The organism is Arenicella sp. 4NH20-0111, from assembly GCF_040366405.1.
GTDB lineage: Bacteria > Pseudomonadota > Gammaproteobacteria > Arenicellales > Arenicellaceae > Arenicella.
Genome location: NZ_BAABWF010000016.1, coordinates 1 through 13574 on the forward strand (window position 1 = coordinate 1; position 13574 = coordinate 13574).

Consider the following 13574-nt stretch of genomic DNA (forward strand, 5'->3'; position numbering starts at 1 on the left):
GGGCCCTATATGAATTATTCATCGATTAATTCGAAATTGAATTTTGTTCTAGCTATCGAAACTTTGGCCTTTTATTTTTTAGGTTTGCACATGATGCCAAATTATCTAAAACAGCTTGCTTATATGGGTATTGCGCTGCCAGCGCTGGCAATATTATGTATCAAAACATACAAATTTTGGGCTTTAACTCTAGTAATCCCCGCGATAGTAAAGGTTGGTTTTGTTAAATCATCTGAGATAGCAGGTAGCCATAAACCTACTATCGTATTATTGTCACTAATTACCGCTTTAGGTGTTTGGTTTTCATTGTCTTTGTTGTCAGTGTATTTGCCGATATCCCATGCTAGCAAATAACAAGTTGCCCAATTCACTCCGCCCACAAATGGGATCCGCGGGGCGTTATGTGTTCTAGGAGGTTTTGATGAGCGAAGAAGAAATTCTATTGGTCTATGATAAGGAGTGCCCTGCTTGCAACAATTACTGTCAGGTAATTCGAATACGAGAAAGGGTGGGGAAGTTGAAAATAGTAGATGCTCGTGAGAACAGCGAAATTATGGATGAAATTACCTCTAAGGGGCTCGATATTGATCAGGGGATGGTTTTGAAAATGGGAGATCAGTTTTACTATGGTACAGATGCAATCCATGCTCTAGCTCTGATTAGTAGCAAATCTGGGATTTTTAATCGCTTAAACTACTGGATGTTCAAGTCCAAGAAAGTTTCCAGCGTGTTATACCCAATGCTACGTTTTTTCAGGAATACGCTTCTAAAACTATTGGGTAAAACTACAATCAACAACCTTGATAAAGATGAAAATAGCAAGTTTTAAAAAGACAAATAACAAGAAAGGGTATTTTGCCTTACGGGCTGGACGCGCCCTTCGCGCGCGCATACCTTGGGCGTTAGGTATATGCGGGAACCACCAACACTATTTAAAATCAGTTATGAAAAACACTCTATTTATATTCTCATTCGCTCTCTGCTTAGCTGGATGCGCCAGCTCTCCTACAAATCATTGGATGAAAGTTTCGGTTATAGATTCAGAAAATGGTGATTGCGCGTTAATCCAGAGCATTGAAACTTTCGCTCCTTTCTCCGAAGGCCAACCTCCGAAATCGGAGGAAGAAATCAAAGCGAAAATGCAGTCGGAAGGAACTCTGATTTCAGCGATTGATGAGCTGAAAAAGAAAGTCGTTGAGGTATCAGGAAATACGGCTTTGATGCAAAAATATGAGGCAACTTCTGCGGGAGTAACTGTGAAAGGACAGGCGTTAATGTGTTAAAAAAGTTACGTAATAAGCCTCAAAAAAACGCCTTCGGCTCGGACGCGTTTTCAACGGAAACCTCCTCCCGTTTTAAAGACGTTATCTATCCGGTAAAACCATGAAGAAATTATTGTCCCTTGTATCTTTTGGCTACATTCTCTATGGCGTTGGAATGCTTATTTTCGTTGGTGTCAAAATTGTGCAAGTGCTCGAAGTCGGTTCATCTGATCCAAATTTTTCAATTTTTAGCGCGCATGGGATACCAACTCTCTCGTTGGGTCTAATCGGACTGCTGTTGTTCGGGTTAGCTTGTTGGGTGGGGCGTTTGCTTTTCCAGTGTAGGAATCGTAAAACCGCGACTATCCTGTCTATCGTGTTGTTACTGGGGTTTCCATTTGGCACGGTTTTGGGCGTCGTAACCTTGTGTTTATTGCAAACCAAAGAAGTTAAGCATGCGTTTGACGACTAACCAGGCAAAACACTACCGCCGCGCTTGGGTGCGTATCACGTGCCTGTGCCCACTTGATTAGATTTACGAAAAAATAAAAGCAGTGAAACTGAGCTATTACGTTTTAACCTCTTTAACCGCCCTTGTGTATTTGGGGTGGAATTTGAATACGTCTAATCTACCAGTACATTCATCGGCTGCAGTCACTATCGTTTTAATTACTCTAAGCGTTATTCAGGCGTTTTTACCTGGCATCTTTTGTGCGCAGATTGTTTTTCCTGTTCTTCGTAAAAAAACAAAGGCAGAGAAGGTTAATGTAACGGTACTGCTATTATTATGTTTGCTCTTGTTGTTTGGAAGCCTAAATGTATTTGGTATGCAACATCCCAGTGTTTTCCTGTTTACTCTTTCATTTGGTTTTTTTGGGTATAAAACTTGTAGAGATAAGCATAGAAACTTTTTATGCCAATGAATCCTAAAGAGTTTAAAGGCACGTGGTCATTATGTCGTGCTAAGGCACGTCGGCTATTAAGCCTGCCGGATTTTCAAAATTTGAGAGGTTGTTTATGAATTATCATTTGGCGCAATTGAATATCGCTCGTTTTCGGTTACCTCAAGACCACCCAGTTAACAGTGACTTTATAGATAATTTAGATCGGGTTAATGCAATCGCCGAAAGCCAAGAGGGGTTTGTTTGGCGTCTGACCGGAGAGGGCAATAATGCCTTGGATGTCAATGCATTTGATGATCCCAATGTTGCCGCTAATATGTCTGTGTGGAAAAGCCTAGAGGCTCTTGGCGCTTTTGTGTATCGAAACAAAGAACACAGAGAGATAATGCGTCGAAGAAATGAATGGTTCGACAAAATCGATTTTTATTTAGTACTTTGGTGGATTGAAGAGGGGCATACTCCCACGCTAGAAGAAGCGAAGGCGAAACTGGAATGGTTAGTTAGCCAAGGGCCCACAGCGCAAGCCTTTAGTTTTAAGAACCCATTTCCGGCCCCAAATTCAGATGTAATTAATCCTGTAATTGACGAATGCGCATAAAAATTTAGGTCTGACGACAAACACCTGAACCTAACTTACTGGCTAAGTATTTTTACGCGGTGTTACTTAGGAACACCGGCGTTAACGAATTGGAATGGCAACCTTAATCTCATGTGAGGTTTTAGGGTCGGTTTGATAATTTATTCCAGTGTATAGCCTCTGGATGCAAAGGTCTTTGGGACCCTGTATTATGCGCGCAACTATTTTATCTTATCCGTATTTTTAAGAGTCGACCCATGAGCAATCCAGCTAAGCCGAATACCAGCCGCCTATTGAAGCAGTCTCATTCTAATATGCCAATGGGGGTCGCTGATAGTTACCGCTATTGGGGAGAGGATAATACGGTTTTCGTGAAGTCTAGCGACGGGTGTACGATCACCGATGCCGATGATCAAACCTACGTCGACTTTCGTTTAGCTTACGGCCCTATTATTTTGGGCTATCGTGATGCCCGCATTGACCAAGCCGTGATTGGCGGTATTACTGACCGTGGGACCATTTCTGGCTTTTCAACGGACCTTGATTCAGAGGTCGTCGAATTGGTTAAGCAGATGTGCCCCAACATCGAGAAAATGCGTTTTGCTAACTCTGGAACTGAAGCCGTACTCGGCGCTGTGCGAACGGCACGTGGCTTTACTGGTCGCAATAAAATTGTGGTGGTTGAAGGGGGCTTTCACGGGTTATACGACGAAATGATGTGGAAATCTGACGTGGATAATTGGGATGCAGAATCTGGCCAAGCGCCTGAAATAGCGTCGTTCGGTGTGGGAATTCCGGAGGCCAGCCGCGAACATTTAGAAACCGTGCCTCTGAACAGCTTTGACGCCATTGATGCTGTGTTTGCACGCGTAGGAGATGACATAGCGGCCATTGTAATAGAGCCAATCTTGGGCAACTGCGGAAGCATTGCGTCAAGTCAAGAGTACATGCAAAAGCTGCGTGATATATGCGACGCCAATGACACCTTATTAATCCTGGATGAAGTTAAAACAGGTTTTAGAGTGGCTAAAGGCGGCGCGCAAGAACTTTATGGAATAAAGGCTGACTTAACCACCTACGCTAAAGCCATGGGCAATGGTTATCCAGTCGCAGCATTCGGCGGGCGCGCTGATGTGATGGACATGATTAATTTTTCCAGCAAAGGCGTCACTCACGGAGGAACGTATACCGCGAACATCATTGCGTTAACGGCCGCAAAAGCCACCTTAACCGTGCTGAATGAAACAAACGCCTACGCCACTATCAATAAGGTTGGCGCGGATATCCAACGGGTGCTTAGTCGCGTTTTCACAAAGCATGGTATAGAGCATAGGTTTGCCGGGCCTGATTCCATGTTTGGCATTCATTTTGGTGACATTGTTCCCAGCAACTACCGGGATTGGAAACAAACCAACAGTGCGTTATACACTGAGTTTGCCATGAATCTAATCAAAAACGGCATTATGTTAGAACCCGATTCTCGTGAACCTTGGTTCATTTGTGAGTCCCATCAATCGGTTGATTTGGATTGGCTAGAAGAAATTGCCGATATTTCTATGGCTGAAGCGCTAGCTTCTAATACATAACCTAAGGTTGGCGGGCTAAATTTAATTAGAGTCGAGAACAACGAGTTACGGTAGCCCTTGTGCTCAATGCGAGACGAAATATCTTACGATGTGACAGGCAAACCTGAAATCAGTATCGTTTTGTCTATAATTTCCTACTCTGTGCGCTATGTACCTGATTATAAAAATGAGACTTAATACTATGTTCAGCAATAAAACTAATTTCGGAGGCGCGCTTTTATTGTGCGCTTCATTGATTTTGTTCATAAACACGGCGTCAGCGGGGGAGCCAAGGAAGCAAACCGTTATTGAACCAGGCGGGTTTCTTCATAGTGTGTACTTTTGGTTGAAAAATCCCGATAACGAAGACGATCGAAAAGCCTTTGAAGAGCACTTGGGTATGTTTATTGATAGTTCTCAGTACGTTAAAAGTAAGTTTATCGGTACCGTTGCACCAAGTGAACGTGAGGTTGTCGACAGTTCATATACCTACGCATTGATACTGACTTTTGAAACTAAGGAAGATCAGGATAAGTATCAAGCTGAGCCTGTTCATCTAAAGTTTGTGGAAGATGCTCAGCATTTATGGAGCAAGGTGGTTGTTTATGATGCGTTCAATTCATTGTAGTCTTCGATAGGAAAATCACCCTAAGTACTTCCATTGTTCAGTGCTTAATGGCGAGTAAGTCTAACAGTGAGGTGGGTACTAATAAGGAGCTAGCTAAGTGGCCGCTATGAAAGAGGCGATTACATTTCGGCCCTATAGCAGTCTCGATAGGCCGTGTTGTCTTGATATGTTTGACGCAAACTGCCCTCAATTTTTTGCGCCCAATGAACGAGAAGATTATGCAACATTCCTTGATTCGGTCGTATCTCAGTACCAAGTCTGTGCCATTGCGGATAGATTGGTGGGAGCGTTTGGTTTAATTGGCCAGTTCAGCGACGTTGGCGCTCTTAACTGGATTTTATTGGATCCTGGTGTGCAAGGGAGCGGAATAGGTTCTCTGATTATGGATAGGGTTGTGGTGTTGTCTCAACGTTCGGCGTATCGTCGGGTAAACATTGCCGCAAGCCACAAATCAGCTCCCTTCTTTAAGAAATTTGGGGCTCAAGTGATAAAAACAACGCCAGATGGTTGGGGCCCGGGCATGCATCGAGTGGACATGGTTCTTAGAATGAGGGGCGATGCTTAGTTGTTACGGTTAAATCAGTCTGTTTGGGATGGTAAGAATTGGCACGGTTGTGGCACCAAGGGTCATAAAGCCCTGATCCACGCAACTGGCGGTAAGGTGTCGTGGTTTTCTCGTGTATTAGTCGTAAAAGAGTCTTGGATTCTGGTTGATACTCGTTTTGCCTATTTAACAATGGCTAAGAACTATATATGAAAATTAATGCAGCACTAATTCTTGAATTGAGACTGGAGCGAGGATGGTCCCAAGAGGAACTGGCCATCGCATCAGGGTTAAACCTCAGAACGATTCAACGAGTTGAGGCCAAGTCATCGGCCTCCCTTCAGTCTAAGAAAGCGCTGGCGTCTGCGTTGGACATTGATCTTCAAAGCCTCAGTCACCAGGAAACCCACACTGTGAAAAAATACGAATACAAAACCGTTGAGATGCCGTTCAAATTTGGTATCTTAAAACAAGGGACACCGGACATCGATAAAGTCCTGAATGAACAGGGAAACCTTGGCTGGAAATTACATCAAATTGTAATGCCTGCGTCTTCGAATATGGGGCAATCTGAAAAAATGATTGCGGTTTTTGAACGAGAAAAGTCTGAGTGACGAAATTTACGTATAGATGATACGGTAGCTGAGTAATAGCGAGCATGAGAATGTGCAAAAGTACTACCAGCAAGTGGTAGTTGGGCTGGTATAGCCATACAATTAGACATGAAATTCCTATGGTGCTGATATGTCATGCTTCCTAAATTACTTGAAAAGTTCAGTTGTGTTCAAAAACGCTGTTATAGCAGGCGTGTATTTAATGTTATTTGCAGGGGTTTACGCATTAGAAAAAGTAAATAATGGTGGTGAAAAGCACGAGATTGGTCGAGGAGTAATAACGTTTTGTTTTGTGCGCGGAAAGGGGGTTATTGCCGGTGTAGCCAATATAAGGCTCAACTCTGGAAAATTAATACGATCTAGGATCGGCTCTTGCGAAGTAGATGCCAATGTCGATGTTTCATACACTGAGGGGCTATTAGAGTCTACCTCTTATTATGAAGCCGAACGAATCTAATATAGCCAGAGAAAAGGTCGCGCTCGACCCTATTTATTTGTTCAAGTTTGTTAAAGCAACAGAGTCAGACAAGGATTATCTATTGACGCTAAGGAAGCTCACGATGACCGAGCACCTTGAATCAGCCGGTTTGTTTCTAACTGAGGAAGAGCATGTCGATAGGCTCAATCATAAATTTGATTGCTCCTATCTTGTGGTTTTTAACAACGATAAAGTGGGGCACGTGAAATACGAGCTTAATGAGCAAAATCTAGATCTAATTCAGATCCAGATTGACCCCAAATATCAAGGAAAGGGGATTGGTTCAGTTGCCATTAAACGTATTTTGCGCGAAGGGAAAGGCAAGAGAATCACGTTGTCTGTGTTGAAGGCAAACCCGGCAGTGCGGTTGTATGAAAAGTTTGGTTTTGAAATTGTTGATGAAGATAAATACGAATACCATATGCGAGCCATCGGTTGATATAAAACCAACGCGCTATATATTGATGACGTAACGTTGGTGCTTCAATAACTCTACGGTGACTTTCCAAACTAATCATGAACACTGAATATAAGAAACGCATTGAACGTGTTATCAGGTTCATTGAAGATAACTTGCATCAGCGTATTTCGCTCAGTGACGTGGCGAGCGTTAGTCACTTTTCGGTTTATCATTTTCATCGAATCTTTACAGCAATCGTGGGCGAGACGGTCAATGATTACATCGTCAGAAGACGGCTCGAAAGAGCAGTAAACCATCTGGTTTTTCACCGAGAATTAAGTATTACCCAGATAGCCTTAGATTTAGGTTATTCGTCCAGCGCGAATTTTTCTAAAGCGATCAAAGGGCACTTCGGCTTTAGTCCGTCAGAGATCAGAAACCCTGATAAAGCAAAAAATAGCAAGATTGGAAAAGTATCCAGCAAGTACGGAAAAGTTTTTACCCCATCTGATTTATATCCTGCACGCATCACAGATAACGTGATAAACAATAATAACTCACAGGATAGAAAAATGAATATCAAGGTACGGGAACTCGGTTCCCAAAGAGTATGCACGTTAGCATCAAATGGTGGCTACGCCCCTGACGCAATATACGCCGCTTGGGATAAACTGATAGAGTGGGCGTCAAATAATGGCATACCAGAACACAATCAAACGCGGTTTGCGTTGGCGTACGATAACCCAACCGTAACGCCGGTTGATAAATGCCGGTATGTCGCGTCTATTGTTGTGGCTGATGAAATCCAAATTAATTCGCCGTTTACATCATTTGAAATTCCAGCTGGGAAGTACGCCGTTCTGTATTTTAAGGGTGATCCAGAGGAAGCGATTAATGCGCAACTTAGTATTTACTCGGATTGGTTACCCAACAGTGGGTTCGAGCCAGATGACTTTCCAATGTTAGAAAACTACTTAAACGACGCCAGAGTTGACGGGTTTCTTGAAATGGAAATCCATGTAAAACTTAAGGGAATGTGACAACATTTTGAGTAAGCCTTCATGGCCCATCAGTGGTGTAAAATACTCCGTTGATGGGGCTTGGCATCGGCTTGGCTTCGGCTTGGCTTCGGCTTGGCTTCGGCTTGGCTTCGGATCTGGGTTGAACACCATTAAATGGCTCTTGGAACTGCGGGCTGTTTGTGTCAGTGTTTTGATTACCAACGACTACGCCCGTTTTTCCTTTGATGGTAATCCGACATAGAAAGTAGACAAACTGGGTCGTCGTACCCTTAGAGTAAAAATATGAATATAGAAAGTTATGGGCTTTTTTTGGCCGCCAGTTTCTTGTTATGGATAACACCTGGGCAGGACACCCTATACATCATCGCCAGAAGTGTTGCTCAGGGTAGAATGGCTGGAGTGGTCTCAGTGCTAGGCATAAGTACGGGTGCGCTATTTCACGCGGGACTCGCGATTGCCGGAGTGTCTTTGATTATTTTGACGTCTCCGGTACTATTTTTGATGATTAAAATCGTTGGTGGTTTGTATTTGATTTACTTGGGTGTTTCCACGCTGATGTCTGAATCATCGCTGCCCACTTCCACGAACCTTGAAACCACTAAGTTGAGAAAAATATACTCTCAGGGCGTGATTACTAATGTGCTAAATCCGAAGGTAGCACTATTTTTCATCGCGTTTTTGCCTCAGTTTGCCGATGTAAATTCTGTCTCGGCAAGTCTCCTATTTCTTGCTTTTACATTTGTGTTAGGCGGCACGATTTGGTGTTTGCTGGTTGCTTGTTTTGCGTCGTCATTCTCAACGACCATTCGAAATAGTAATCTGGCTCAACACTGGATTAACAGGGTAACAGGTGGGGTATACATCGCTCTTGGGCTAAATGTTCTACGTGCGAAAGCTTGACCCTACGTTATTCAAATAGATAGGCAAGACTGCGATGTATTGGAGTGCACGCGTTCAGAGCAGCTTGCCGGGACAACTAACTATTAAGATGGCTTCAGAGAATGAGAATTGAAGGTCTGGGTGTGGGTATTAGAACCTTCGCCGATCAAGATGTAATCGGATTCCAGCAACTGGTATTGGAGTCCGCCGACTATTTGTCTGCGATTTTCCCGTGGTGCCATTCCCAATACAGCGTCCAAGAGTCCCAAGATTGGGTGTTCAGCCGTCAATCAGCCTGGGATAATGGTGAGGAGTATTCGTTTCTTATTTATGAGTGCGAAAGCCAGAAGCTGCTTGGCAGTATTGCGCTCAATCAAATTAATAAGCCGCATCGTATTGCTAACCTTGGGTATTGGGTTGGGCAGAGCGCACTGGGAAAGGGTATTGCGGCGAAAGCCACTAAATTGATATCTGGATATGGTTTTGACGAGTTGGCGCTCTCTCGCATCGAAATAGTGACGCTGCCCGAAAATCTTCCAAGCCAGAGGGTAGCGGAAAAGGTGGGCGCTAAATACGAAGGCGTTTTACAAAACCGTTTGCTGGTTAAGGGTGTTTCTGTCGACGCGTGCATGTACTCATTAACCAACGCATAGAGTTCTAAGCGTTGTAAGACGAATCGACGCCGTTTGCCAAACTGATTCTTAAATGAACTGTTTTACATTTTTTTTACAAAGTATTTATGGCTTTCTGACCATCTAATTTTTCACTATTGGCACACTGTCATTGAACAGATACAACAAACAAGGTGACGATATGAGTACATTTTTTAAACGGATTATGGTGGCGGTGGTGACTTCGCTTGCGTTGAGCTTTAGCGTAATTTCTGCCGCTAAGACGGTGAGCGTAAATGCAGGTTTGGCGACTCCTATTATGCAGGCTAATACTGAAGGTACGGCTTTCTTACGCGTTGCGTTAACTGGCTTTGAACTGGGTGACGAAGTGCAGCGCCCACCTTTAAACGTGGCGCTGGTCTTGGACCAGTCTTCTTCGATGAGCGGAGATAAAATCGAAAGAGCCAAGCAAGCCGCCATTATGGCTGTCAGCAAGCTTTCGGCTCGGGACGTGGTGTCGATTGTGACCTATGATTCGGCTGTGCGTGTATTGGTGCCTGCAACGCAAGTTACTGATAAGAGTCGTCTGTATAACGCGATCGAGTCCATTAGAGCAAATGGCAGTACTGCCTTATTTGCCGGTACAAGCATCGGTGCTGATCAAGTAAGTCGATTTCTGAATAAAGAAAAGGTCAACAGGGTGGTATTGCTGTCTGATGGCATGGCGAACGTAGGCCCAGACAGTCCGAAGGAATTAGGTGACTTGGGGAAGGCGTTGGCTAAGAAAGGCATGAGCGTTTCTACCATAGGCTTGGGTTTGGGCTATAACGAAGATTTGATGACGCAGCTGGCGAACTACAGCGATGGTAACCATGATTTCGTTAAAGACTCAGCCGACCTTGCTAGAGTGTTTGATCGAGAGTTTGGTGACGCCATGTCGGTGGTGGCACAGGACGTTAATATTGAAATTATTTGCGATGAGGGTGTGATTCCAATCCGAGTCGTGGGGCGTGAAAGCACCATTATTGGTCAACGGGTTACCACTCGTGTGAATCAGTTGTACAGCTCGCAGCAAAACTACGTTATCTTGGAGGTCCAAGTACCGCCTGCGGAAAGTAACAGTGAGCGTCAAATTGCCGCTGTCAATGTTGTTTACAATAACATGGCAACCCAGAAAAGTGAGAGGAAGAGCGATCTGGTGTCAGTGACTTTCTCTAATAATAACGAACGAGTTAAAGGAGCCATCGATAAGGTTGCCTATGAATCGGCGGTAGAGCAAATCGCCAATGTCGAGACACAACGCGCGCTTGAGCTTCGTGATTTAGGAAAAGTCAAAGAAGCTAAACAAACGCTTGATTCTAACGCCAGTTATTTGGATAGGGCAGCGAAACTTATTTCGTCTCCCAAGCTATCTCGGCAAAGCGCTGAGTCTAAGGCTGAAGCCGATGTGGTACTCGAAGACGAGGATTGGAATGAGTCGCGTAAGTCGATTAAAGCCAAAACGTATAAGCGGTCTAAGCAACAAGAGCGTAAAGACTAAAGCAAAAACAGCTGTGCTACCATGGAGTGACTGGTAGCACACTGCTTTTTTTACATTCCTCTCAAATTGATATCACATTGAATACTCGTTCGCGATTTATACTTTTTTTGATTTTGGTTTTGCCTCTCATATTATTGGCATGGCTAGGTCAGCGATCTCTGATTCAAGACCGGATTGTGGCCGAGCACCAAGCAAGTGAATTAGCCGATGCTCGGCTACGGCAAGCGCAAGGTGTGGTTCATGGGTTTATCAATGAGTTAGAGCAAAGCGCTATTACTGCTTTGTCTTTCTTACAGATTGCCGACAGTATCAGCGATGAAAATATCACGTTGATTCGTCAGGTTATTAATACTGATCCATTTTTAGATCACGTTTTTGTACTAAATTCGGATCGAGAACTGGTGTTTCCACAAGACACAGCTATTTACTCCAACGCTGAAAGGCAGTTTGTTACGTCGTTCGCAGAGGTGTTGTCCGATCCAAATGCTTTTCGCTTGCGATCAAAGGCGGATGTCATCGGGCAAAGCAGCGGTGCATCGAGTGACCTCATCAACAGTCATCGTTACGAGGCTCGCCGAGAGGGCCTTATTGCCAGTCTCAATCGTTCAAAAAATATAAATGAGACGGTTGCTAGCACCCTCAGTGATAGCTCAGACACGCCACCCAGGGTTGAAGCCGGCTGGACAACTTGGGACACGGGGACGGCAACGGATGTGTATTTGTGGCATCGAACGTCTAGTGATGTGTTGGTTGGGCAAAAACTGTCTTCGGCTTATTGGCTGTCGCAATTAATTGTCCGCTTGGGAACCAGTCTGGACGCTGGCGGGTTGGTGAATGCCACTATACGCTTAGTGGATAAACGCCAGCGCACGATTTATCAGGCAGGTGAACATCTAGTTCGAGATAATCTGGATGGTGACGTGATGGAAAGCCCGCTATCTAAAGAGTGGTTGACCTACCCATTAGACGGCTGGCGTCTTGAGTATTTTGCGCCGGCGACCCCAAATACTAATTTTAAATTGTTTGTGTTCTTGAGTTCGTTTCTATGCTTATTAGCCTTGGTTTTTATTGGGGTGCGTCTTGTATGGCGTGAATACCAACAAAAAATTCATACCGCAGAACAGCGCGTCAGCTTTGTTAATCAAGTTTCGCATGAGCTGAAAACACCGTTAACCAACATTTGCATCTACGCCGATATGTTAGAGACCGAGGCTAATCAAGATGAACACTCTGACCCAGCTCGTGTCAGTAAGTTTGCAAAGGTGGTGACATCGGAGAGTCAACGGCTGAGCAGATTGATTAATAACGTGCTTAATTTTTCGAGAGCTCAGCAACAAAAGATAAGCGTGCACAAAACGCTTGTTTCCCCAGATGAGTTGATTTTACTTACATTGGACAACTTTGCGCCAGCGTTCGAGAGCAAAGGAATTCACGTTGAGACTGATCTAGCGATTTCTCAAACGGTGATGTTAGACGCTGAGTTGTTAGAGCAAATCCTAAATAACTTGTTCAGCAATGTCGAAAAGTATGCGGCCCAAGGAGGATTGGCGAAGGTTGTATCTTCTTTTTCTGGCAATACCGTGACTGTATTGGTTAGTGATCGTGGAGAAGGAATTCCGCTCGCACTAAGATCCAAGATCTTTGAACCTTTTGAACGGGGGTCTGACTCGTTGATTGAGGGTGTTTCGGGCACCGGAATTGGGTTGAGTATTGCCAGGGACCTGGCCAGACTTCACGGGGGCGACTTGTCGCTAATCGACAGTATTCAAGGAGCTTGCTTTGAGCTGACATTGAAGACGGAGGTGTTTCAATGAAGTTACTCATTGCCGAAGATGACGCGTTGATTAGAGACGGACTGGTGGACATTCTTTCTACCGAAGGGTTTGATTGCATCGCAGCGCAAGATGGAAACGAAGCCTGGGTGAAGTATCAAGAAGCTAAACCAGATATGGTGCTGCTGGATATTATGATGCCAGGGCAGGACGGTTATTCGGTCTGCCGCAGGATTCGGCAATCCGATGAACAGACGGCGATCATGTTTATCAGTGCTAAATCCGAAGAAATAGATCGCGTGCTAGGGTTGGAACTGGGGGCCGATGATTACCTTATGAAACCATTTGGTAAGCATGAGGTTCTTGCTCGCGTTAGAGCAATATTTAGGCGATATAAGCGTGATTCAATCGCTCGAACGCCACAAGTAGAACCTGCTCAAGTGTTCATGATGCATGACCTAAAAGTTGACCCCGAGCAGTTGCGTGCATCAAGAGGGCAGGCCACCTTTGATTTAAGCCTAAGGGATTGCTCTATCCTTAGCTATCTTTTTCGTAATCGTAATAAGGTAGTGACTCGTGATGAACTGTTTAATCAATGCTGGGGGCGTGATTACATGCCGAGTAGCCGCACATTAGATCAGCATATATCGCAGTTACGAAAGTTGGTGGAACCTGACCCCAAATCACCTTCACTGATACGCACCGTGCATGGTGTTGGGTATCGTTACGAAACAGGTTGATGGAATAACTCAATCTCAAGTCGACGAACGCCGACTTGGA

At 44.4% G+C, this 13574-nt stretch carries 18 protein-coding genes; all 18 read left to right on the top strand.

Features of this window, described 5'->3' with window-relative positions; translation table 11 throughout:
• The coding region (locus ABWW54_RS19600) for a hypothetical protein (protein WP_353414870.1) at positions 1 to 354 on the top strand (354 nt) is incomplete at its 5' end.
• A gap of 67 nt (positions 355 to 421) precedes the next feature.
• Positions 422 to 829 carry a DCC1-like thiol-disulfide oxidoreductase family protein gene (locus tag ABWW54_RS19605; protein ID WP_353414872.1) on the top strand — a complete coding sequence of 136 codons (408 nt, stop codon included), beginning with the start codon at positions 422 to 424 and terminating at the stop codon, positions 827 to 829.
• Positions 830 to 944: 115 nt separating this feature from the next.
• Positions 945 to 1283: a putative periplasmic lipoprotein gene (locus ABWW54_RS19610; RefSeq protein ID WP_353414873.1), complete on the top strand. Its 339-nt coding sequence runs from the start codon at positions 945 to 947 to the stop codon at positions 1281 to 1283.
• Positions 1284 to 1383: 100 nt separating this feature from the next.
• A complete protein-coding gene (locus tag ABWW54_RS19615) occupies positions 1384 to 1734 on the top strand; it encodes a hypothetical protein (RefSeq protein WP_353414874.1) in 351 nt (116 codons plus the stop codon).
• Between the two features lie 545 nt (positions 1735 to 2279).
• Positions 2280 to 2762, top strand: a complete 483-nt coding sequence (locus ABWW54_RS19620; RefSeq protein ID WP_353414876.1) for a DUF3291 domain-containing protein — start codon at positions 2280 to 2282, stop codon at positions 2760 to 2762.
• Positions 2763 to 2998: 236 nt separating this feature from the next.
• Positions 2999 to 4327 (top strand): aspartate aminotransferase family protein, encoded by a 1329-nt coding sequence (locus tag ABWW54_RS19625; protein WP_353414877.1) that lies wholly within the window; start codon positions 2999 to 3001, stop codon positions 4325 to 4327.
• Between the two features lie 181 nt (positions 4328 to 4508).
• Positions 4509 to 4934, top strand: a complete 426-nt coding sequence (locus ABWW54_RS19630) for a Dabb family protein (protein WP_353414878.1) — start codon at positions 4509 to 4511, stop codon at positions 4932 to 4934.
• A 106-nt stretch (positions 4935 to 5040) separates the two neighbouring features.
• On the top strand, positions 5041 to 5499 hold the full coding sequence (locus tag ABWW54_RS19635) for a GNAT family N-acetyltransferase (RefSeq protein ID WP_353414879.1): 459 nt from the start codon (positions 5041 to 5043) through the stop codon (positions 5497 to 5499).
• Positions 5500 to 5687: 188 nt separating this feature from the next.
• On the top strand, positions 5688 to 6092 hold the full coding sequence (locus ABWW54_RS19640; protein ID WP_353414880.1) for a DUF4177 domain-containing protein: 405 nt from the start codon (positions 5688 to 5690) through the stop codon (positions 6090 to 6092).
• 202 nt (positions 6093 to 6294) lie between these two features.
• A complete protein-coding gene (locus tag ABWW54_RS19645) occupies positions 6295 to 6549 on the top strand; it encodes a hypothetical protein (protein WP_353414881.1) in 255 nt (84 codons plus the stop codon).
• The gene (locus ABWW54_RS19650) at positions 6530 to 7009 is read left to right on the top strand and encodes a GNAT family N-acetyltransferase (protein WP_353414882.1); all 480 of its coding nucleotides are present in this window, start codon (positions 6530 to 6532) and stop codon (positions 7007 to 7009) included. The genes ABWW54_RS19645 and ABWW54_RS19650 overlap by 20 nt, the downstream gene beginning before the upstream one ends.
• A gap of 77 nt (positions 7010 to 7086) precedes the next feature.
• Positions 7087 to 8010, top strand: coding sequence for an AraC family transcriptional regulator (locus ABWW54_RS19655; RefSeq protein WP_353414883.1), 924 nt, complete (start codon positions 7087 to 7089; stop codon positions 8008 to 8010).
• Between the two features lie 7 nt (positions 8011 to 8017).
• On the top strand, positions 8018 to 8233 hold the full coding sequence (locus ABWW54_RS19660) for a hypothetical protein (protein ID WP_353414885.1): 216 nt from the start codon (positions 8018 to 8020) through the stop codon (positions 8231 to 8233).
• 41 nt (positions 8234 to 8274) lie between these two features.
• Positions 8275 to 8892, top strand: a complete 618-nt coding sequence (locus tag ABWW54_RS19665) for a LysE family translocator (RefSeq protein ID WP_353414886.1) — start codon at positions 8275 to 8277, stop codon at positions 8890 to 8892.
• Positions 8893 to 8993: 101 nt separating this feature from the next.
• Positions 8994 to 9524, top strand: coding sequence for a GNAT family N-acetyltransferase (locus ABWW54_RS19670; RefSeq protein ID WP_353414887.1), 531 nt, complete (start codon positions 8994 to 8996; stop codon positions 9522 to 9524).
• A 160-nt stretch (positions 9525 to 9684) separates the two neighbouring features.
• The gene (locus tag ABWW54_RS19675; RefSeq protein WP_353414888.1) at positions 9685 to 11022 is read left to right on the top strand and encodes a vWA domain-containing protein; all 1338 of its coding nucleotides are present in this window, start codon (positions 9685 to 9687) and stop codon (positions 11020 to 11022) included.
• 119 nt (positions 11023 to 11141) lie between these two features.
• Complete coding sequence (locus ABWW54_RS19680) at positions 11142 to 12836, top strand: sensor histidine kinase (protein WP_353414890.1); 1695 nt, start codon at positions 11142 to 11144, stop codon at positions 12834 to 12836.
• Positions 12833 to 13534 carry a response regulator transcription factor gene (locus tag ABWW54_RS19685; RefSeq protein ID WP_353414891.1) on the top strand — a complete coding sequence of 234 codons (702 nt, stop codon included), beginning with the start codon at positions 12833 to 12835 and terminating at the stop codon, positions 13532 to 13534. The genes ABWW54_RS19680 and ABWW54_RS19685 overlap by 4 nt, the downstream gene beginning before the upstream one ends.
• The last annotated feature ends 40 nt before the right edge of the window (positions 13535 to 13574 follow it).